Annotated in this window: 17 protein-coding genes and 2 pseudogenes; 13 read left to right on the forward strand and 6 right to left on the reverse strand. The window is 70.2% G+C overall.

Annotated elements, in window-relative coordinates; all coding sequences use genetic code 11:
• Positions 1–46: 46 nt before the first annotated feature.
• The 3 genes from STRTUCAR8_RS27775 to STRTUCAR8_RS27785 form a co-directional block, all read right to left on the reverse strand.
• Positions 47–1,762: a membrane protein gene (locus STRTUCAR8_RS27775; RefSeq protein ID WP_044472995.1), complete on the reverse strand. Its 1,716-nt coding sequence runs from the start codon at positions 1,760–1,762 to the stop codon at positions 47–49.
• 458 nt (positions 1,763–2,220) lie between these two features.
• The gene (locus STRTUCAR8_RS27780) at positions 2,221–2,748 is read right to left on the reverse strand and encodes a glutathione peroxidase (protein ID WP_006379416.1); all 528 of its coding nucleotides are present in this window, start codon (positions 2,746–2,748) and stop codon (positions 2,221–2,223) included.
• 9 nt (positions 2,749–2,757) lie between these two features.
• Positions 2,758–3,756: an ArsR/SmtB family transcription factor gene (locus tag STRTUCAR8_RS27785; RefSeq protein ID WP_006379406.1), complete on the reverse strand. Its 999-nt coding sequence runs from the start codon at positions 3,754–3,756 to the stop codon at positions 2,758–2,760.
• Between the two features lie 121 nt (positions 3,757–3,877).
• On the opposite strand from STRTUCAR8_RS27785, the gene STRTUCAR8_RS27790 reads away from it, so the two are divergent.
• From STRTUCAR8_RS27790 to STRTUCAR8_RS27800, 3 genes are all read left to right on the forward strand, one after another.
• The gene (locus STRTUCAR8_RS27790) at positions 3,878–5,095 is read left to right on the forward strand and encodes an MFS transporter (RefSeq protein ID WP_006379411.1); all 1,218 of its coding nucleotides are present in this window, start codon (positions 3,878–3,880) and stop codon (positions 5,093–5,095) included.
• A 292-nt stretch (positions 5,096–5,387) separates the two neighbouring features.
• The gene (locus STRTUCAR8_RS27795; RefSeq protein WP_006379415.1) at positions 5,388–7,250 is read left to right on the forward strand and encodes an ABC transporter ATP-binding protein; all 1,863 of its coding nucleotides are present in this window, start codon (positions 5,388–5,390) and stop codon (positions 7,248–7,250) included.
• Positions 7,251–7,444: 194 nt separating this feature from the next.
• A complete protein-coding gene (locus STRTUCAR8_RS27800) occupies positions 7,445–8,944 on the forward strand; it encodes a hypothetical protein (RefSeq protein WP_006379422.1) in 1,500 nt (499 codons plus the stop codon).
• A gap of 73 nt (positions 8,945–9,017) precedes the next feature.
• On the opposite strand, the gene STRTUCAR8_RS27805 is transcribed toward STRTUCAR8_RS27800, so the two are convergent.
• Positions 9,018–10,052, reverse strand: coding sequence for a hypothetical protein (locus STRTUCAR8_RS27805; RefSeq protein WP_006379408.1), 1,035 nt, complete (start codon positions 10,050–10,052; stop codon positions 9,018–9,020).
• A 379-nt stretch (positions 10,053–10,431) separates the two neighbouring features.
• A complete protein-coding gene (locus STRTUCAR8_RS27810; protein ID WP_006379410.1) occupies positions 10,432–11,013 on the reverse strand; it encodes an HD domain-containing protein in 582 nt (193 codons plus the stop codon).
• Between the two features lie 161 nt (positions 11,014–11,174).
• Here STRTUCAR8_RS27810 and STRTUCAR8_RS27815 point away from each other — a divergent pair, with 161 nt between their 5' ends.
• The 8 genes and pseudogenes from STRTUCAR8_RS27815 to STRTUCAR8_RS27845 all read left to right on the forward strand — a co-directional run.
• The gene (locus STRTUCAR8_RS27815; protein WP_044472996.1) at positions 11,175–11,600 is read left to right on the forward strand and encodes a TIGR03668 family PPOX class F420-dependent oxidoreductase; all 426 of its coding nucleotides are present in this window, start codon (positions 11,175–11,177) and stop codon (positions 11,598–11,600) included.
• 34 nt (positions 11,601–11,634) lie between these two features.
• Positions 11,635–12,405 (forward strand): GntR family transcriptional regulator, encoded by a 771-nt coding sequence (locus STRTUCAR8_RS27820; protein WP_006379418.1) that lies wholly within the window; start codon positions 11,635–11,637, stop codon positions 12,403–12,405.
• 174 nt (positions 12,406–12,579) lie between these two features.
• Positions 12,580–12,945: a hypothetical protein gene (locus STRTUCAR8_RS55425; protein WP_006379413.1), complete on the forward strand. Its 366-nt coding sequence runs from the start codon at positions 12,580–12,582 to the stop codon at positions 12,943–12,945.
• A gap of 56 nt (positions 12,946–13,001) precedes the next feature.
• Entirely contained in the window at positions 13,002–13,226 is a 225-nt protein-coding gene (tgmA, locus tag STRTUCAR8_RS27830; RefSeq protein ID WP_006379420.1) for a putative ATP-grasp-modified RiPP, read from the forward strand.
• A complete protein-coding gene (tgmB, locus tag STRTUCAR8_RS27835) occupies positions 13,223–14,200 on the forward strand; it encodes an ATP-grasp ribosomal peptide maturase (RefSeq protein WP_100247690.1) in 978 nt (325 codons plus the stop codon). Before tgmA ends, tgmB begins: the two co-directional genes overlap by 4 nt.
• On the forward strand, positions 14,197–15,303 hold the full coding sequence (locus STRTUCAR8_RS27840) for a methyltransferase domain-containing protein (protein WP_006379423.1): 1,107 nt from the start codon (positions 14,197–14,199) through the stop codon (positions 15,301–15,303). The genes tgmB and STRTUCAR8_RS27840 overlap by 4 nt, the downstream gene beginning before the upstream one ends.
• Before the next feature lie 55 nt (positions 15,304–15,358).
• A pseudogene (locus STRTUCAR8_RS50290) lies at positions 15,359–15,943 on the forward strand (phosphotransferase family protein); the annotation flags it as partial.
• 227 nt (positions 15,944–16,170) lie between these two features.
• Positions 16,171–16,335 (forward strand): annotated as a pseudogene (locus STRTUCAR8_RS27845) (ATP-binding protein); the annotation flags it as partial.
• 59 nt (positions 16,336–16,394) lie between these two features.
• Here STRTUCAR8_RS27845 and STRTUCAR8_RS27850 read toward each other — a convergent pair.
• Entirely contained in the window at positions 16,395–17,444 is a 1,050-nt protein-coding gene (locus STRTUCAR8_RS27850) for a saccharopine dehydrogenase family protein (protein WP_044472997.1), read from the reverse strand.
• Between the two features lie 95 nt (positions 17,445–17,539).
• Here STRTUCAR8_RS27850 and STRTUCAR8_RS27855 point away from each other — a divergent pair, with 95 nt between their 5' ends.
• Positions 17,540–18,520, forward strand: coding sequence for a helix-turn-helix domain-containing protein (locus STRTUCAR8_RS27855; RefSeq protein ID WP_044472998.1), 981 nt, complete (start codon positions 17,540–17,542; stop codon positions 18,518–18,520).
• A gap of 116 nt (positions 18,521–18,636) precedes the next feature.
• On the forward strand, positions 18,637–20,307 hold the full coding sequence (locus STRTUCAR8_RS27860) for a cellulase family glycosylhydrolase (protein ID WP_006379407.1): 1,671 nt from the start codon (positions 18,637–18,639) through the stop codon (positions 20,305–20,307).
• Positions 20,308–20,342 lie beyond the last annotated feature (35 nt).

Below are 20,342 nucleotides of genomic sequence, written 5' to 3' on the forward strand. Positions count from 1 at the left end.
GTTCCTGCGTCTGCGTCTCTACGCTTGTCTCTTGGTCTGTCTGACGCTAATTGTCCGCGTCCGCTTCCTTCTCGCACTGCAACGTCGTCTCCCGGGACGGCCCGCCGTACGTGGAGCTGATCCGGATGTCACCGGGCGCCTCGACGGTCAGCTTGGTGAACTCGCCCTCGTCCGTCAGACACCCGTTCTCCGCCCACAGCCACGGCGAGTACGCGATCCGTACGGTCACCTCGCCGGCCTTCGGCATCCGGACGACCATGTTGGCGCCGTCGGCGCTGATCACGGAGGCGGGCTTGTCGACCAGCGGGGTCGCGTTCTTCACCCGGTAGATCTTCCAGTTGGCGTCCTCCCAGACCGGCTGGAGATAGCTCGGCCCGCTGGTCACCAGGGCGTGTTCCAGCTTCGCCGGGCCGTCCGGTTCGCCGTTGACGAGGACGACGAAGCCCACCGCCCACTGGGAGAGCCAGGCCTTGTACGCCGCGGGGGTGAAGCCGCCCTCGGGCTCGGCGGTGCCGGCGTGGCCCTCGTAGAAGAGCCGGCCCCGCTCGACGTCGGCCTGCCGGTTCCAGCCGCGGGCCATGTTGATGTACGGGGCGAGGATGGCGGCCTCGCGGTGGTCGCGGGCCGGTACGACCTCGACGCGCGTCTCCTCGGCACCCAGCCGCTTCAGCTCGTTCACGACGCCGTCCGTCTTGACGGCCCACTCGGGCACCGTGGTGTTGGTGACGATGTCGGCGAGGGTCTTGCCGGACAGCCAGCTCACGGCGATGGCCATCGCCAGCCCGAGCGCCACCATGCGCCGCCGTGCCGTGAACCAGGGGAGAGGCAGCCGGGGAACGGCGTCGGCTTCCCCGAGACGGTCGTCCCCCTGGCCCTTCCCGTCCTGCTCCCCGAGGGTCTCCTCACTCTCCTGCTCCTGCTGCCGCCGCTCGGTCCGGTACATCATGATCGCGAGCAGCGTCGCCGGGGCCGCCAGCTCCGAGAGCCGCTCTACGTTCGTACCGATCGGGGTCGGGATCAGGTAGCAGAGGACCACGCCGGCCGCGTACACGGCGGCGCCCAGACGGAGTGTGCGCCAGGTGCTCGGGGCCGTCAGGACGATGATCGCGCACAGCACGACGGGCAGCCATATGCGGCTGAACGGCATGGGCTGCTCGCCCTCGAACGGGAACAGCAGCGTCGTGACGCCCACGACGGCCACCGGCGGCACCAGCAGGGCCGCGGCCCGGCCCCAGTCGCGAGACAGGAAGTAGGCGGCGCCGACGACGAGGACGAACAGACCGGCGACGGGGCTGCCGGTGGTGGCCAGCGTCGCGCACACGGCGGCCACGCCGAGGTTCCGTGCGCCGCGCCCGCTCACCACGGCGAGCACGGCCGCCATCCCGAAGGCCGTGCCGAGCACGAACGTCGAGCGCCCCGAGATCACCTGGCACCACAGCGAGAACCCCACCGCCAGGGCCGGCCACAGCGGCTTGCGCACGCCCGTCCGGGCCACGAGTTCCGCGCCGAGCAGCGTGGCCGCGACCCCCGAGAGCATGGTGGCCGCGACGACCCCGATCGCGGCCATCAGGTACGGGGACATCAGGCTGTAGTTGGCCGCGTGGAGTCCGCCGTACCAGAACAGGTTGTACGCGGAGTCCGGGTACATCTTCGCGAACTCTGCCCACGCCACCTGGGCGGCCAGGTCGCCGCCGCCGGTCGCGAACACCGCCCACCACACGAAGTACAGCGGCACCGCGAACGCGGTAACGGTCAGTGCCACCCGGTGACGCTCGTGCCACACCTCACGTGCCTGCGTGGGCTTGTCGGCGCGCAAGGCAGGTCGGCGTGGGGTCAGCTCGGCAAAGGCCACTGCAAGTTCCGTTTCCGTTCGGCTCGGGCGCGCGCGGACGACTGGCGGGCGTCTGTCCTGTGGAGGTCTTTCCGGGGTAGACGCTAATGGCATCCCGAGCGTTGGCTGACAGGGCCCCGTGTGACCAGGCGGTGACCGGGGCATGACGGAAAAGAGTCCCATCAGCTTCAGGCGGTTCCCCGGCGGGCGCGACCGGATATTTTACGCCGCACTCTTCCGGACACTTCTCGGAGTCCCTCGGACTCTCGCGGAATCCGTCACCGGACCCCGCGCTCCACCCCGAAGCCTTGCGGCCGCAGGGTGGGGCGCGGGGCGGTTTCTCGGCGGATGGATCAGCCGAAGGATCAGCCGATGGCCTTCCCGAAGGATCAGCCGATGGCCTTCTCCACCGCGCTCACCAGCTCGTCCGTCTCCGGCTCGGTCTGCGGGGAGAAACGGGCGACGACCTGGCCGTCGCGGCCGACGAGGAACTTCTCGAAGTTCCAGCGGATGTCGCCGGTGTGGCCCTCGCCGTCGGCGAAACCGACCAGACGGTCGTACAGGGTGTGCCGGGCGTCCCCGTTGACCTCGACCTTCTCGGTCATCGGGAAGGTCACGCCGTACGTCGCCGAGCAGAACTCGGCGATCTCCTCGGAGCTGCCGGGCTCCTGGCCCATGAACTGGTTGCAGGGCACCCCGAGGACGGTGAAGCCCTTCTCGGCGTACCGCGCGTGGAGCTTCTCCAGCCCCGCGTACTGCGGGGTCAGCCCGCACTTGGAGGCGACGTTGACGATGAGGACGGCCTTGCCCGCGTACTGGGCGAGGTCCGCGGAACCGCCCGTGAGGGCGCCGATCTCGACGGCGAGGGGGGAGTCGGAGGAGGGGGAGGAGGAGGGGGAAGTGGCATCAGTGGTCATAACCGGATGCTAACTCCGGTAGGTGTCGGGCCCGGGCTCCGCCCCCGGAGCCTTGACCAGGACCTCACCGGCGGTCGTACGCGAGTACAGCACCGACCGCCCCGCCCGCCGCCGCTCCACCAGCCCCGCGTCGAGCAGCACCCGCAGATGCCGTCCGACCGAGCCGAGCGTCTGCCCGGTCACGGCGGTCAGCTGGGTGGTGCTGTGGGGCGAGTCGAGGAGTACGAGCACTGCGGCCCGGGCCGGTCCGAGGAGTGCCGCGAGCGCGGCGGACGCGGTGCCACGACGACCGTCCCGGCCCGCCAGCGCGCCCGCGCACGGGTAGATGACGGCGTACCGCTCCGGCGCCTCCCACGACACCCACCCCGCCTTCGGTGTCACGGGGACGAAGACCAGCTCGGCGCCGGAGATCTCGCGGGGCGGGTACTCGTGCACGTTCACCTGGAGCCGGTCGCCGTCGAGCCAGCGGGTGCCGGGGCGCAGGGCGTCCAGTACGGCGGCCCAGCCGTCCTGCCCGACCCGCGCGGTCCGCGCGACCACGTCGGCTTCGAGGACGCGCCGCCGCCGGTCCCAGTCCGGGAGTACGGCCTCCTCCCAGATGCTGGTGAGGAGGTCCGCGGCGCGTTCGGAGAGGTCGTCCCGGTCGGCGAGGGCGGCCGGGAGCGGGCCGGGGCGGGAGCGGACGAGGTGCTCGCGGGCGAGAGCGGGGGCGACCGCACGGACGCGCGCGACACCCTCCTCGAACGTCTCGCCGTACCGGGGAGTGGGGGTCAGGAAGTCGGCGATCCAGTCCCGCCCGAGGCCGATGCGGACAAGGAGGGCGGTGGTGGGGTCCCGCACGAGACGGCGGCGGTACGCGGGCAGGTGGGCGGTCAGCCAGGCGCGCTCGCCGGGGTGCGTGGCCGTCCCGGCGTGCAGCAGTTTGAGGCTCGCGAAGGTCTCGGCGAGGGGCGAGATGACGAACCGGCTGCGGGCCAGAGTGTCGGCGTTCACCTGCCACCAGCCCATGCCCGTACCTACCTCCGTGTCCCCGCTCGCCCCTGCTAGGCGCTCTACTGATGGCCCCGCTGACGTTTCGCGTGTACGCGAAACAATAACGAGGTCCCGACGCCCCTCGCAGACTCCCCGCATGCGCAGCTACTCCACCCTCTTCCGCACCCGCGAGTTCACCCCCCTCTTTCTCTCCACGGCGCTCAGATCGGCCGCCTCGACGATCGGCGGCCTGGCCCTCGCCACCCTCACCTACCGCGCCACCGGCTCGCCCCTGCTCTCCGCCCTCAGCATGTTCGGCCCCCAGCTCGCCCAGGTGGTCGGCGCGACGACCCTCCTCTCGGCCTCCGACCGGCTGCCTCCGCGCGCGACCCTGACGGGCATCGCGCTGGCCTTCGCGCTCGGCACGGCCGCGATGGCGACCCCGGGGCTGCCGATCGGGGCGGTGTTCGCGCTGCTGTTCGTCCTGGGGCTGATCGCGTCGCTGGGGGCGGGGGTCGGCTGGGGCCTGCTCAACGAGATCCTGGAGAAGGAGGGCTATCTGCTGGGGCGTTCGGTCTTCAACATGTCCAACGGGCTGCTGCAGATCGCGGGTTTCGCGACGGGCGGGATCATGGTGGCGGCCCTCTCCCCCCGGACCACACTCCTCACCGCGGCGGCCCTCTATCTGGCGGGCGCGCTGGTGACCCGCCTGGGCCTGACCCGCCGCCCACCCCGCCTCTCCGGCCGCCCGTCCATCGCCCGGACCTGGCGTACGAACGCCCGGTTGTGGTCGGCCCGGCCCCGCAGGCTCACCTATCTGGGCCTCTGGATCCCCAACGGCCTGGTCGTCGGCATCGAGTCCCTGTACGTGTCCTACGACCCCGGCTCAGCGGGCACCCTCTTCGCCTTCGCCGCCCTGGGCATGCTCATCGGGGACGTCACGATCGGCCGGTTCGTGCCACCCCGGCTGCGCCGCCAACTGGCCGTACCACTCCTGCTGTTGCTGGCGGTACCGAACCTGCTGTTCGTCCTCGGCCCGGGGGTGTGGACGGCGGCGGTGACGGTCTGCGTGGCCTCGGTCGGCTACGGCGCGAGCCTGGTCCAGCAGGAACGCCTGATGTCCCTCACTCCGCCCGAACTCTCCGGCCACGCCCTCGGGTTGCACTCCGCGGGCATGCTCACGATGCAGGGCGTGAGCGCGGCCCTGGCAGGCACGGTCGCCCAACTCACCTCGCCGGGAACGGCGATGACGCTGATGGCGGCGGGGTCGGTGTGCGTGACGGTGGGGCTGGCGGCGGCGGGCCGACGGGAGGAACGCCGGACGGCGACCCCCGGATCGGACGACGAACTCCGCCAGGGGGTGATCCAGGGGTGATCCAAGGGTGAAGCGGGGGTGAAGCGGGGGTGATCCAAGGGGTGATTCGAACTTAGAACGAGTCCGTCTCCGCGTGCGCCGCGCATGAGGCGGGGGAAGAACTGGGCGTGACCGTCCGACCGTTCACGAGCGACCGGTTCGCCAAGGGGGACCCACTCGGATGACGACGCGTGACGAACGTAAGGATCAATCCGCCCCTGACGAACCCGGCACCGAAGAACCCGGAACAGATGACGGCGACGGTGTCTCCGAGTCCGAACGGCTGCTGTTCGGGGGGCCGTTGAGGTACGACATGGGGTGGAACCAGCACCAGGGGTCGTTCCTGGAGCTGGGGCTGCGGACCATGGTCGCGCGGATGCCCCGGTTGATCGGCGCCACCATCCGGCTCGCGCACCGGGCCGACCCGCGCGCGCTGCGCCGGGTGGCGATCGCCGAGTTGGGCGGGGGAGTGGCGCAGGCGGTCGGGCTCGTCGCCGTCAACCGGGTGCTCACCCAGCTGCTCGGCGGCGGCGACACCACCGACCGACTCCGGGACGCCGTACCGGCGTTGGTGGTCGTCGCGGTCACCGCGATCGTCGGGGCGCTGCTGCGGTCCGCGTCCACCGCCGGTACCGGGCGGCTGGAGCCCAAGGTGTTCCGGGTGGCGACCGAGGAGTACCTGGAGCGGGTGGCCCGGGTCGAACTGGCCGCCGTGGAGGACGAGGAGTTCCACAAGCTGCTCGACTCCGCCCAGTACGGAGCCGAGTCCGCGCGGCGCATGATCCGCTTCTGTACGTCCGTCATGACGGCGGGCATCGCGCTGGCGGCAGCAGCCGGGGTGCTCACCGTGCTGCATCCGGCCCTCCTCCCGCTCCTCGCGCTGATGACACTGCCCAGCGCCTGGAGCGCGCTCACCATCGCCCGCCGCCGGTACGTCTCCTTCCACACCTGGGTCCAACACGCCCGCGCGGGACAGCTGTTGGGGCGGCTGCTGATCGACACACAGGCCGCGCCCGAGGTGCGGGTGCACAACATCGGGCCGTTTCTGCTGCGGCACTTCAGGACCATGGCCGAGACGGGTGAGCGGGAACAGACCCGGCTCGCCTCGCTGGCCGCCCGTACCGGGCTGATCGCGTCGGGGTGGACGGGGCTCACGACGGCCGCCGCGTACGGGGTGCTCGGGCTGCTGCTGTGGACGGGGGCCATGGACCTGGCCGTCGCCGGTACGGCGGTCATCGCCATCCGGACCGGCTCCGCCAACCTGGAGGGCCTGGTGGTCCAGCTCAACTACCTGTACGAGGAAAGCCTGTTCGTCGCCGACCTGGAGCGGCTGTGCCAGGAGGCGGACCGCCGGCTCATCCCGGAGACCGGCCGCCCGCTGCCCGCCCACGTGAACGCCATCCGCTTCGAGAACGTCTCCTTCACCTATCCGGGCACGGCCACCGAACCCGCCCTCGACGCGGTGAACGTCACCATCCCCGCCGGCCGGATCATCGCGCTGGTAGGCAACAACGGCAGTGGCAAGTCGACCCTCGCCAAGCTGCTGTGCGGGCTGTACGCGCCCGACGAGGGCCGCATCCTCTGGGACGGGATCGACTCCACCGAGCTCGACCGGGGTGCCCTCTTCGACCGGATCGCGGTCGTGGCCCAGGACTTTTACCGTTGGCCCTTCACCGCCCGGGTCAACGTCGCCATCGGCCGGCCCGAGGCCCCGCACGAGGACGAACTCCTGCATGTGGCCGCCGAGTACGCGGGCGCCGACGAGACCATCGCCGCCCTGCCCCGGGGGTGGGACACGCTCCTCGCCCGTGGCTACAAGGGCGGGCACCAGATCTCCGGCGGCCAGTGGCAGCGCCTCGGCATCGCCCGCGCCCGGCACCGGGACGCCCGCATCCTGGTCGTCGACGAACCGACCAGCGCCCTGGACGCGGAGACCGAGCAGCGCGTCTTCGACCAGATCCGCAGCCTGGCCGCGGCGGGCCAGACGATCATCCTGATCACTCACCGACTGCACAGCGTCCGGCACGCGGACGAGATCTACGTGATGGAACGGGGCCGGGTCGCCGAACACGGCACGTTCGAGGCCCTGTTGAAGGCCGACGGCGAGGGGCCGGGGCTGTTCCGGCGGATGTATCTGGTGCAGTCGGACCAGTACCGCCTGGACGGCGAACGGTGAACCGGGCAGCGAGACAGGCAGTGATCCACATCACAAGAGTGTGATGTGAAGAAAGCGAAGGAAGCGCACCTCGGGGGGTGCGTGGGGCTGGCATGCTCATGAGTGGCTACTGAGGGGTAACCGTTCGTGCCTGGTCCCCAACCCCCGTGCCCCGTCCCGCACTTCGAGCAACTCGATCCCGAGGACCCCCACGCGTGCACAAGCTCACCAGACATGCCCTGCTGGCGTCGGTCACCGTCGCGGCCCTGCTCACCACAGGCTGCTCCGCAAGCTCGTCACCGGAGACGGCCGACGCGGCCGCCGCTGCGGCCGAGACCCCCGCCGCCGCCTCGGCTCCGGACCAACTCGCCGTCGTACAGGCCCCGTTGGGCGGCACGGCACCCACGGCCGTGGCGACCCAGGACGCCGCGGAGGCGGGCAAGGCGGCACGGAAGTCGCCGCTCAAGGTCGCCTCGTACGACAGGAAGAGCGGCCGGGCGGTCATCACGGCGAAGTCCGTGACCCCACCCGCCGAGAACACGGCGACGCCGCCTTCCTCGTCGTCCCCCTCTCCCTCGGAGTCAACTGCCACTCCTGCCGCTCCCGTCGCGCCTGTTGCCGTCGGTGACGTCATCGCCAGCGCTCCCGCTCCCGGTGCGCCCGACGGTCTGCTGGCCGAGGTGACCGAGGTCGTCGGTGACGCCGCCGACGGCGGTACGGAGGTCGTCACCAAGACCGCCGAACTCAACTCCGTACTCGGTGAGAGCAAGGCCGAGGGCGACGTTCCGGTGGACCCGTCCACCATCGACGTAGATCCGCTCGTCGAGGGCGTGAAGGTCTCCTGGGCCAAGACCGGCGACCTCACCTTCGGCCCCGAGGGCGCCAGGCTCCCGCTGGGCAGCCTGCGTATCGACGTGGGCGCCGCCATCGCCACGGCGGAGGGCGCCCCCGCCTCGGCGTCGGCCTCCGTGCACGGCTTCGTCCAGCTCGCCCCCGAGGTCGCCTTCTCGTACGACGGTTCCGGCAGCGGGACGGGCTCCGCACCCGGCGGCGCGTTCCTCGGGCTGACCGGTGACTGGGCCTCGAAGTGGTCGCTGAAGGGCCGCGCGGCCGGCACGACCACGACCGACGGCAAGCCCCTGCGCGTCCCCTTCGCGAAGCTGCACGCCGACCCCGTCATCTACGCGGGCCCCATCCCGATCGTCGTCAACCTCGACCTCGTCTGCTACTTCCAGGTCGCCGCCGACGGCAAGGTGACAGTCGACGTCGAGCAGGATCTCAAGGGCGACTTCCGCGTCGGCGGCACCTTCTCCTGGACCAAGGGCTGGACGCCGGTCAGCGAGTCCGCGATGACGGGCACCCCGCTGAACGTGAACGTCGCGGCGACGGGCGACGTCAAGGCGTCCCTGGGCGCCGAGGCGTCGATCGGCCTGTACGGCACCGTCGGCATCAGCGCCGACCTCGCCCCGTACCTCCGCGTGGAGGCGGACGCCTCTGCGGGAGGATCGAGCGACGGCACAGGCTCGGCGTCCGGCTCCTGGGCCCTGTACGGCGGCGTGGACCTCTCGGGCGCCCTCCAGATCCAGCTGACCATTTTCGGCACCCCGATCTTCCAGCAACGGATTCCGCTGGGCGAGCTGCACAGGGAGTGGCCGCTGGCGAAGGGCGAGGCAGCGGCGACGACGGCACCGGCGACGGTGAAACCGGCGGCCTGACGTAAGTTCGCGCTACGGCGACCAAGGGCCCTTCCGTCCGATACCGGGCGGTGGGGGTCCCTTGGTCGCAGTGTCAGGCGCGCTGCGGTGTGCGCATCCCCGCACGCACTGCACGCACTTGCGCGGCCAAGGCACCAACGGTCGGGTCAGGACGGCGTACCGACAGCTCAGGCGCCACAGAACCGCCCCGGCCGCCTTGGCTGCGGCACCCCCGGCACAGCCCACCCGGCAGCGCCTCCGCCCGCCCCGGCACCCCGCACTCCGTGCACTCCATCAGCCGGGAGCGCCGGGGACCAAGGGCCACAGGAGTCGGCGGTACGACGATCCGCTCCGGCGGCATCTTGTCGAGCAGCCGCCTCCGCACGAGTGCCCGGGGTGAGTGCACGAGGTCCGGCAGTCCCGCGACCAGAGCGCGTGTGAGCAGGTCGGGCGTCGCGCCCCGAGCCATCCACTCAGCGGCCAGTTGTTCCAGGGCCCCGCAGTCGGCGGCGGACAGCGCGAGCCGGGGCTCCTGGAGGCCGAGCCGGGCGAGGGTGTCGTAGGCGACGGAGGGGCCTGACTCCCGGGCGGGGCGCGGGGAGTTGGCAGCCGCGGGTGGTGCGGCGAGGGAGGCTTCCGGGTCTTCTTCGGCCTCCGTGGACTCCCGTACCTCGGGCACATCCGCCGTAGCCGGAGGCGTCTCGCAGGGCACGTCACCCTGGAGGAAGGTGGCCCACCATTCGTTGTCACGTGCGGTCCGGGACCAGTAGGTGTGGACGACCCACCGCGTGCCGCTCATTCCCTCCCCGGGCGGCACCTTGCTGCGCACCCGGCGCAGATGCCCGGCCACGCCGAGTTCGTTGAGCGTGGTGCGCACGGCGGCCTGGCCGTAGAGGGGTTGGGCCTTGGCGACGGTCTTGGCGTCCATGGCCGCGTTCTCGCAGAGCCGGTCGAGGAGGCTCGCGATGTAGGCGGCGCGGGCCGGAAGGTGCCCGAAGTCGCCCTTGCGGGGCGGCGACTGGTCCGGGGCGCAGCGCTTGCCGAAGCCGGGACTGGCCATGGGGTGGGGGCGGGGATGGGGAGGGGCTGCGGGGGCGGCCAGGGCAGCGTTAAAGTCGTCGTACGCCACGAGATCTCCTGTTGGATCTTGTCGGTCAGACCCCGGCGAGTGTTCGCAGCACTCGGCCGGGGTTGTTTCTTGTCTGCCGCGAACGCTAGACGGTGACCACGGCGCGTCGCAAGCCGGTCACGAAAAGTCACACCCGCTGGTATGGACGGCAATTGAGGCGTGCGCAGGGCTTGGGGGAGGGCGGGAGGGTGGGTTCAAATTCCCGCCCATTCCAAACAAAAGGGGCTCGGATCTCGGCACTTGGAGCTTGGGGCTCAGGCTTCGCCGGATTGCGGATGTGAGGGTGCGCCGACGGGCGTACGGACATCGACCGCAACTCTGGAGCTCGCGACCTGAACTCCGAGCCCCGGGGCCGACGACTGCTGCCGATGGGCCGAACTCAGCTCTGCTTCTCCCCGAGCGCCGCGCGAAGCCAGTCCAGCGAACCGGTCTCCAGTACCGCGTCGGCGAGTTCGTTGGCCGACTTGGTGGTGAGCCGGCGGCGGCTGTTGTCGATCCAGCGCTGGGCGTTGTCGTAGCCCTGGGCCTTGTACTCGATGCCCTGGATCATGCACTCCAGCTTGTCGGCGTCCCGGGCGCAGATCGCTTCGGCGGACTCCTTCTCCTCGTACTCGGCGACGAGTTCACGCACGGCCGAGGCCAGAATCTCGGGCATGCCCGCGACCTGGTCGGCGGTGACGGCCTGAGGGTCCGCTCCGGGGGCGTACTTCTTGCCGAGGTGGTTCACGTCGCCGGTCCGCGTCTCCTGGGAGTCGTGCCACACCGCGAGGTAGGCGGCCCGCGCCGGGTCGGCGCCTTCGAGCTTCGCGATGATCGACGCGAGGAGGGCGGTACGCCATGAGTGCTCGGCCACCGACTCGGGGTCGCGTACGCCGGCCATCCACCACCCGGTGCGCTTGGTCTGCTTCAGTGTCCCCGCCTCGTACAGGAAGCGGGCCACCGCGGACAGGTCTTCAGCCACCGTCGGACTCCTCTCACGCCTCGCTCGCCGGCGAGGCCGATCGTGTACCGGATGCTCTCCAACTCCGGTTACCCAACAGCACGGGCGGCGCGGCATACGGCGGCCTGTTCACGGCGGATGACGGGAGGTGCATGGAGATCCGCGTGACTACGGTGGGATGCATGAATCTCTCGCCGTTCGTTGCCCGGGAACGATTTGTCGCGTCGCCTGTCGCCCGGCTGGTGACGGCCGACCCCCAGGGGGTACCTCATGCGGTACCTGTGACCTTCGTCGTCGTGAACGACATCCTGTACTTCGCCGTCGACCACAAACCCAAAAGCACGTGGAACCTACGGCGGTTGCGCAACATCCGGGAGAATCCGTCGGTGACGGTACTGGTCGACCACTACGACGAGGACTGGTCGCAGTTGTGGTGGGCTCGCGCCGACGGTCGCGGAGAAGTCCTGGAGGACGGCGAGGAGCGGCTTCACGCGGTGGAGTCGCTGTGCGGCAAATATGACCGGGACGGCCAGTACAAGGACTCCCCTCCCCAGGGCCCTGTGGTTGCCGTTCGGGTGGAGAAGTGGAGCGGCTGGGCTTTCGCATAGCCTTGCCGAGACAGCCCAAGCCGAGGTGACGTACATGCCCGACCGAGATCTTCCCCCGTACCGCCAGATTGCCGACGACCTGCGGCAGGACATCGCAACGGGGAAGCTGGCTCCGGGCGAGAAGCTTGAGTCGGAGAACGAGCTCAAGGACCGGTACGGCACGACCCGGGTAACCGTGCGCAAGGCGTTGTCCCTGCTCAAGGCCGACGGGCTGCTGATCAGCGAACAGGGCAGGGGTGTTTTCGTGCGCCCGCAACCCAGGGTGCGCCTGCGGACAACTGGAGCCAATTTCCGTGAGCGGCGTTCCAGCGGTGTGAGCAACTTCAACGCCGAGGCGGCAGCACAGGGGTTGCGGGCAGATCAGCGCATCCTGTCGGTGGCGAGGGTTCCCGCTCCGGCCGAGGTCGCGGAGCGGATCGGGATACCGGCAGGCAGCTCGGTGATCATCCGGCGGCGGGCGTTCTTCATCGGGGACGAACCGATGCAACTGGCCGATGGGTACTACCCGGAGGACTTGTTCACTGGCAGCGCGGTAGAGGAGCCTCGGCGCATCCCCGGCGGCGTGAGCGCTCTGATCGAGGATCCTGCCGGGCCTGTGGGGCAGCGGATCGTGCGTTTCGTCGAGGACTTGGACATCCGCATGCCCACGCCCGCGGAAGTCGACGCGCTGCGCATCCCGCCAGGGGTGCCCGTGGCGCGTGTACTGCGCAGCACCTGTGTGCAGGACGGGCGAGTGGTCGAGGTACTGGACTCACTTGTGCCCTGTGACCGGCACCTCTTCCAGTACGTCATCGACGTGCCCTGATCGCAGACTCCTCCTGCCCCTCTGTGATGCCGCCTGACTCCATCTTGTATATCCAAGTAACCACAGCTATGCTCGCTGTTACTTGGATATGCAAGTGGCGAGTGGGGCTACTGGTCCGGTTCCGCGTTCCGTCCCCGCAAAGGGGCGGTCGGCGTGGTCGGGAGAGGGTCGGCAATGACAGACACACCACGCATCCACGACATCGTGAAGGACATCGATACCAACAAGATCGGCAGAGTCATGGACTTCGTCGGACGGTGCGTACAGCTGAGGCCGATCGGCGGTGGCAGGGAATGGGATGCGCGGCCGGAACGCCTGGAGCCGACTGACCTGTCGGACGCGCTGAGCGTGGACGTCGCCGAGGCCAATGTCCGGTCCAGGAGAGGGGCGGCTGCGGCAGCGAACACGGTTGTCCTGGCCGGTAGTAAGGACCTGCTCACCTCTATGCAGGCTCCGCGACCGTCGGCGGAAGTGGATCAGGCACAGCGGTCCGGTTACGAGAACCTGCCCAACGCATGCTCGGAATCGGGCAGGTCCTGAGACTGCCGTCTCGCGTGTTGTCAGATCCCGAGCGTCATCAATCGCAGGAGACAACTATGCCCATCGCAGTCGTCCCGTTCGGCGCCCGCGCCGAACGCACCCCGTACACCGTGACCCTGGAGGCGGGCTCGTTCACGTACGACCCGCAGCGTCAGGTCAACGTCATGACTGACGGCTCGGGCACTCTGTGGAGCCGGTCCACCTCCCTGGCCGGAAGCTGCACGAACACGAACTGGGACAGCAAGAACGACGACACGTCCGACCCGTACGTGATGCGGTGACACAGCGTCTTTCCGGCGGCCCGGTGCTGGTCGTCACCCAGGAACTCGACCCGTCGGCGGACCTGGTGGTCGACGAACTGGCGAACCGGCATGTGCCGGTGATGCGGTTCGACATGGGGGACTTCCCCTTCTCTGTATCCCTGACTGCCGAACACGTCGACGCGCCCTGGGCGGGGGTGCTGGCCGACGAACACCGCTCCGTGCGGCTGGAGGAGGTGCGGGCCGTCTACTACAGGCGGCCCCGCCTTCCCGCCGTATCCGAAGAACTGCACGAGCCTCACCGCATGTGGGCGAACGAACAGGCGTTGGCCGGTCTGCTCGGCACGCTGTACGCACTGCCGGTGACCTGGGTCAATCGCCCGGACATGGATGGCATCGCCTCACACAAGCCGGGACAGCTCCCGGTAGCGGTGGCCCACGGACTGCGTACGCCTCGGTCGCTGATCACCACCGATCCGCAGGCGGCTCGGAAGTTCTGTCAGCATGTGGGCGGGCTGGTGATCTGCAAGCCGCTCATGGGTGGGCCCCTGGAGTACCCGGACGGCCGCCGCACCGGGGTACCGACGGCCGTGATCGACCCTGACACCATCGACGACTCCGTGTCCCTGACGGCGCACCTGTTCCAGGAGCGGGTCTCCAAGCTCCACGAGGTACGGCTCACCGTCGTGGGCACGGAAATGTTCGCGGCCGAGATTCACGCGGGCAGCGAAGCGGCCCGGCTGGACTGGCGTAGCGACTACGACGCCCTCACCTACGACGTGTGCGAAGTGCCGGACGACGTACGGGCCGGTGTTCTGGGCTGGCTGAAGCACTTCCGCCTCAACTTCGGCGCGTTCGACTTCGCCGTGACGCCGTCCGGGGACTGGGTGATGTTCGAGTGCAACCCGTCCGGGGAGTGGTCCTGGATCCAGAACCGGACCGGCCTGCCCATCGCCGCGCACATCGCTGGCCTACTCGCCGAGGGGCGACCATGACAACGCATACCGAAGAGCGCTCCGCCGAACTGCGTGCGGCACTGGCCGACACTCTGGAGGCCGGAGGTCAACTGACCGATCCCGCCTGGCGCAAGGTCTTCGAGACAGTTCCGCGCCATTCGTTCGTACCGGAGTTCTGGACCTTGGCCGACGGCGCGCTGCGGCTCGTGTCGGCAGCCCACGCCGACTGGCTCGACCTCGTGTACGCGGATGACGCGCTGGCGACCCAGATGACGGACGGTGTGGCCACCTCGTCCTCCACCGCACCGAGCCTGATGCTTGCCATGCTCCAGGCGTTGGATGTGGCCGACGGCAATCAGGTGCTTGAGGTGGCCACCGGGACCGGCTACAACGCGGCACTGCTGTCGCAGCGGTTGGGCAGTGACCAGGTGGTCACGGTGGAGGTCGACCCCGTACTGGCGCGGCTGGCGGAATCGCGGCTGCGGCGTTGCGGACACTCGCCGCTGGTCGTGACCGGGGACGGCCGCGTCGGTCACCCCGGCCGGGCACCGTACGACCGGCTGATCGCGACCTGCGGCTTCTCCGACATCCCGGTGGCCTGGCTGGATCAGGTACGACCCGGCGGACTGATCGTGTGTCCGTTGGGCTGGGGCACCGTGAGCCTCGTCGTCGGCTACGACGGCCGTGCCGAGGGGCGGTTCCTGCCAGGAGGCTCGTACTTCATGGCTGCCCGCGATGTCGGCACCACGGGCACCCCGGCACACCCGGGCAGGCCGAGTGCGACGAGCGGACGGCTCACGGCCGTCGATCCGGCCGTCGTCGCCGAGGACGACGCGCTCCGTTTCGTGCTGTCCCTCGTCGCGCCGGACACGGGGTTCGCCTTCGAGCGCGACGACGAGGACGTGGTAACAGCCGTAGAACTGTGGGGTGTTGACGGCTCGTGGGCACGGGCGGAGGACGAGGCCGTGCGGCAGGCCGGGACGCGTCTGCTGTGGGACGCGGTAGAGGCGGCACACGCGCTGTATGTCGAGAACGGCCGGCCGGGCCGCGAGCGATTCGGCGTGACCGTGACTGCGGAGGCGCAGCGCATCTGGCTGGATGAACCCAGCTGCGCCGTACCGCGCGCACCAGCCGTGATCTAGGACCTGTCCTGGGTGAGGTGCTCCGGAGAACCCGCGTCTCTGTGAATGTGCTCCCATGCCGACCGATCGCATCGACTTCGCCGACCTGCCCGACGATGTCCAGGGCTCCGTACTCGCCCGCACCGGCCCGCTCCTGAGCGCCGTGACCGTGGAGTCTGGCTTCAACTCCGCCGTCTCCGCGCGGCTGACGACCGAGCACGGCGAGGTGTATGTAAAGGGGCTTCCTGTGGACCACCCGCGCGCGTGGACCCAGCAGCGAGAGGCGGCCGTGGGTCCCTACGTGAGCGGCATTTCTCCCCGCGTCCGGTGGCACCTCCGGACGGGCGGATGGGACCTCGTCGCCTTCGACGCGCTGGACGGCCGCCACGCCGACTACGCGCCAGGCTCGGACGATCTCCCGCTCGTCGCCGTGACTCTGGAACGGCTGTCGGGGCTGACCGCGCCGGACGGCGTACAACTCAAAGAGGCTGGGCACCGGTTGCGCGACCACGCCCCTGCCGCAGCTCGGGCCCACTTCACCGGAACCGCCCTTTGCCACACCGACCCGAACCCCGGAAACGTCATGGTCGGCCGGGGCCGGGCGTGGCTCGTCGACTGGGCCTGGGCAACCCGGGGTGCGCCGTGGCTGGATGCCGGGTACGGGGTCGTCTGGCTGATCGCCGAGGGCGGCCACACACCCGGGAGCGCAGAACAATGGGCTTCTCGTATCCCTGCCTTCCGCGAGGCCCCCGAGGCAGGACTGAACGCGTTCGCGCTGGCCAACGAGAGCGTCTGGGCCGAGATCGCCGAGGAGTCGCCCAATCCGTGGACCCAGGGCGTCCGTACGGCTGCCAAGGCCTGGGCCGCTCACCGTGTGGGGACGGCCACTCCGCGTTCGACAGCCACGACCTGGCCGCGCTGCAGAAGCACCGGGCGGCGATCACCGACGAGCCCGTACCGCTGGTGGCGGTCTCCCGTAACGGCGTCAGCTGCTCCGGGCACCAGGCGGCGTACGGACCGGAGGAACTGCTCGCCGCCTGGCGCAGGGCCTGAGGCGAGCCCGGCCGGGCCCTGCGCCACCACAGGCCGGACCCGACCCGCCACCCCAACCCCTACCGAACCAGCTCCAGCGAGATGTGCCCGGACGCGGACAGAGCGCCGAGGAAGTCGACCGCGTCGAAAACCGCCCCCGCCGACACCACCCCCACCGCCCGAGTCCGCCCCGCCAGTACCCGCTCCACCGCCTCCACAGCCAGCGGCGCGCTCACCGCGTAGATGTCCCGCCCGCGCGCCACCGCCCGCCGTTCCGCTCCACCAGCCCGTACGACGACGTCCACGACGAACGTCTGTGCGGACCGCCCGTCCTCGTCGACCGCGACCGGCGCCGGGGTGTCCGGTGCCGACAGGTCCCTGGCCGCCTCCGCCGCCATGTAGGACCGGACCTCGGGAATCGCCAGGTGACTGGGGACCGTGACCACGTCGGCCATCGAGAACTCGCCGATCACCTCCCGGGCACCCGTCGGCTCCGGGAAGGCCCACTTCAGGGTCGGTAGCGCGTCGTCGTGGTACTCCAGCCGCCCTCCGCTGTAACGGACCCGGCGGCCGTCCCGGCGCTCCCGGGACACCGCCCCCGCGACGCGCGTCCCCGCGGTGGGGTGCCAACTGCTCAGGCCGTACGCGATGTGCGCCTCGTCGGCCGACGTCCAGTCGCCTATCGCTGCGGTGACCAGCAGGTCGCTGAGGCCGCCGAAGAAGGCCATCGCGGGGATCACCAGGGCGTTCGCGGCACGCGCACGCTCCCCGAAGTGGGTGAACGTGTCGAGGTTGGCCTCGATCTCCGCCGCCACGTCCACATACGGGATCCCGGCCCGCAGCGCCGCCTCGATCACCGGCGCGGCCGTCGCCGCGAAGGGCCCGGCGCAGTTGATCACCGCCGACGCTCCGGCCATCGCCCGGTCCAGCGAGCCCGGGTCGTCGACCGAGGCCGGGCGGGCGTCGAGCCCCGGGTGGGACGCCGACAGAGTCCGCAACTGCTCCGGGTCCCGCCCCGAGAGGACCGGGACGAACCCGCGCCCCAGCAGCTCCGCCACCACGAACCGCCCGGTGTGCCCGTACGCGCCGAACACCACAACTACCTGCCCGGATACCGCTGCTGATCCCATGACTTCTCCCCGTCGTGTTCGCATGACCACCATCCTGACGACGTCCCCCGCCGTCCACGAGTGTCCGGAACGACACGCCCCGTACAATTCCGGACATGAGCGTGAACCCGGGTACCAGGACCGTCGCCCTCGCCCTCACCGACGGCATGCTCCACTTCGAACTGGCCGTCGCGCACGAGGTGTTCGGCTCCGACCTCTCCGGTCTCCCTGGTCTGGCATTCCCCTGGTACGACCTCTCCGTCTGCGGCCCCGCCCCCGTCCGCGTCGGCAGATTCCTGTTGGAGCCCGACGCCGGCCTCGACCAACTCCCGTACGCCGACACGGTGATCGTCCCCGGCTGGGCCGACGTCGACATCGCCCCGCCCGCCGAACTGGTCGACGCCGTACGCGCGGCCCACGACGCCGGAGCCCGCGTCGCCTCCCTCTGCACCGGCGCCTTCGTGCTGGCCGCCGCCGGACTCCTGGACGGTCTGCGCGCGACCACGCACTGGGCCCACACCGATGTCCTGGCAGCCCGTCATCCCCTCGTCGAGGTCGACCCGGACGTGCTGTACGTCGACAACGGCAGCGTGCTCACCTCCGCCGGCAAGGCGGCCTCGATGGACCTGTGCCTGCACCTCGTACGACTGGACCACGGCTCGGCGATCGCCAACACCGTCGCTCGCCGCCTCGTCGTGCCCCCGCATCGGGCGGGCGGTCAGGCGCAGTTCGTCACCGCGCCGGTGCCCGCCCAGGACGACCATCCGCTCGCCGAGCTGTTCCCCTGGGCCATCGAACGGCTCGACCGCGCCCTGACCGTGGAGGACCTGGCACGCCGGGCGAACATGAGCTCGCGCCACCTGGGCCGCCACTTCCGGACCGTCACCGGCACCACCCCGCTGCAGTGGCTGCTCACCCAGCGGATCCGGCGCGCCCAGGAGTTGCTGGAGGCCACCGGCGACAGTGTCGACGCCATCGCGGAGGCCGTCGGGATGGGGACGGCCACGACCCTGCGCCGCCATTTCAACCGCACGATCGGCGTGCCGCCGGACGCGTATCGCCGTACGTTCCGCAGCACACGGTCCGGCATCGGCTGACCGGCGGCCGATGTGTGTGCGACGCCTTGACGTGTCCCTGTCGTAGTGCGTTTATGGGAGCGCTCCCACATTCTGCTGATGCTGAAGTTTCTTGGCGCTCACTCCCTGGAGTCGCAGTGAGAACAACGAGAAGCACCACGCGAAAGAGCCCTCTGACCATCCTGCTGACCGCTCTGGTCACCCTTCTAGGCCTCCTGGTGCTCGCCCCGAGCCCCGCCCGGGCACAGGCCGAGTCACCCCGCGCCGTTGCGGCCACCGGCCTGCACATCTCGGGCGGCCGTCTCCTCGAAGGCAACGGCAACGACTTCGTGATGCGGGGGGTTAACCACGCACACACCTGGTACCCGACGCAGACCCAATCCCTCAGGGACGTCAAGGCGTTGGGTGCCAACACCGTCCGCGTCGTCCTCGCCGACGGGCACCGCTGGACCAAGAACACCGCCGACGACGTGGCCGCCGTCGTCGCGCAGTGCAAGGCGAACCGCCTGATCTGCGTACTGGAGGTGCACGACACCACCGGCTACGGCGAGGAAGCCGCCGCCGGGACACTCGACCAGGCCGCCGACTACTGGATCGGCCTCAAGAGCGTGCTCGCCGGGCAAGAGGACTACGTCGTCATCAACATCGGCAACGAGCCCTGGGGCAACACCGATCCGGCCGGCTGGACCGCCCCGACGATCGCCGCCGTACAGAAACTGCGGGCCGCCGGCTTCCAGCACACGATCATGGTGGACGCGCCCAACTGGGGTCAGGACTGGCAGGGTGTCATGCGCGCCAACGCCCAGTCCGTGTACAACGCCGACACCACCGGCAACCTGATCTTCTCCATCCACATGTACAGCGTCTTCGACACGGCGGCGGAGATCACCGACTACCTGAACGCCTTCGTCACGGCCAAACTACCCATCCTCATAGGCGAGTTCGGCGGTCCGGCCGACCAGTGGGGCGATCCGGACGAGGACACGATGATGGCGACCGCCCAGCAGCTGAAGCTGGGTTACCTGGCCTGGTCGTGGAGCGGCAACACGGACCCGATCCTCGACCTGTCGATCGGCTTCGACCCCAAGCAGCTCAGCTCCTGGGGCCAGCGCATCTTCAACGGCGCCAACGGCATCGCCCAGACCTCCAAGGAAGCCACGGTCTACGGCGGCGGCACGGGCACCGACACCCAGGCCCCGACCGCCCCCGGCGCCCCCGCCGCGTCCGGAACCACCGCCACGTCAACCACGCTGACCTGGGCCGCGTCGACCGACAACGTTGCCGTCACCGGCTACGACGTCGTCCGCGTGAGCGGCGCTACGGAGACCACGGCCGCCGCCTCCACCACCAACACCGTCACGGTCACCGGCCTCACCGGGGCCACGGCATACACCTTCGCCGTGTACGCACGGGACGCGGCCGGCAACCGCTCGACCCGCTCGGCCACGGTGAACGTCACCACCTCCCCGGGCGGCGGCACTCCCGGGGTCAGCTGCTCGGTCGCCTATCGGGTCGTCGGCGACTGGCAGGGCGGTTTCCAGGGTGACATCACCCTGCGCAACACGGGCACCGCCGCACTGACCAACTGGACGCTGGGCTTCAGCTTCGCCAACGGCCAGACCATCAACAACATGTGGGGCGGTACGCCCACCCAGAGCGGCGCCAACGTGACCGTCGTACCCGCCTCCTACACGGCCACGATCCCGGCCGCCGGTTCGGTCTCGGTCGGCTTCATCGGGGCGAAGGGGGCGACGAACGCGGCGCCGACCACCTTCACCCTCAACGGCGCGACCTGTACGACGAGTTGAGCCGATCCACCTGATCCACCCGGGTCGCCGAAGGG

It is taken from the genome of Streptomyces turgidiscabies Car8 (genome assembly GCF_000331005.1).
GTDB lineage: Bacteria > Actinomycetota > Actinomycetes > Streptomycetales > Streptomycetaceae > Streptomyces > Streptomyces turgidiscabies.

What these genes read in the sequence shown, in the direction of transcription:
- tgmA (WP_006379420.1), top strand. Translation starts at nt 13,002, where the DNA reads ATGCCCATCGCAGTCGTCCCGTTCGGCGCCCGCGCCGAACGCACCCCG.
- STRTUCAR8_RS27790 (WP_006379411.1), top strand. Translation starts at nt 3,878, where the DNA reads ATGCGCAGCTACTCCACCCTCTTCCGCACCCGCGAGTTCACCCCCCTC.
- STRTUCAR8_RS27840 (WP_006379423.1), top strand. Translation starts at nt 14,197, where the DNA reads ATGACAACGCATACCGAAGAGCGCTCCGCCGAACTGCGTGCGGCACTG.
- STRTUCAR8_RS27850 (WP_044472997.1), bottom strand. Translation starts at nt 17,444, where the DNA reads ATGGGATCAGCAGCGGTATCCGGGCAGGTAGTTGTGGTGTTCGGCGCG.
- STRTUCAR8_RS55425 (WP_006379413.1), top strand. Translation starts at nt 12,580, where the DNA reads ATGACAGACACACCACGCATCCACGACATCGTGAAGGACATCGATACC.
- STRTUCAR8_RS27785 (WP_006379406.1), bottom strand. Translation starts at nt 3,756, where the DNA reads ATGGGCTGGTGGCAGGTGAACGCCGACACTCTGGCCCGCAGCCGGTTC.
- STRTUCAR8_RS27795 (WP_006379415.1), top strand. Translation starts at nt 5,388, where the DNA reads ATGGGGTGGAACCAGCACCAGGGGTCGTTCCTGGAGCTGGGGCTGCGG.
- STRTUCAR8_RS27780 (WP_006379416.1), bottom strand. Translation starts at nt 2,748, where the DNA reads ATGACCACTGATGCCACTTCCCCCTCCTCCTCCCCCTCCTCCGACTCC.
- STRTUCAR8_RS27855 (WP_044472998.1), top strand. Translation starts at nt 17,540, where the DNA reads ATGAGCGTGAACCCGGGTACCAGGACCGTCGCCCTCGCCCTCACCGAC.
- STRTUCAR8_RS27820 (WP_006379418.1), top strand. Translation starts at nt 11,635, where the DNA reads ATGCCCGACCGAGATCTTCCCCCGTACCGCCAGATTGCCGACGACCTG.
- STRTUCAR8_RS27815 (WP_044472996.1), top strand. Translation starts at nt 11,175, where the DNA reads ATGAATCTCTCGCCGTTCGTTGCCCGGGAACGATTTGTCGCGTCGCCT.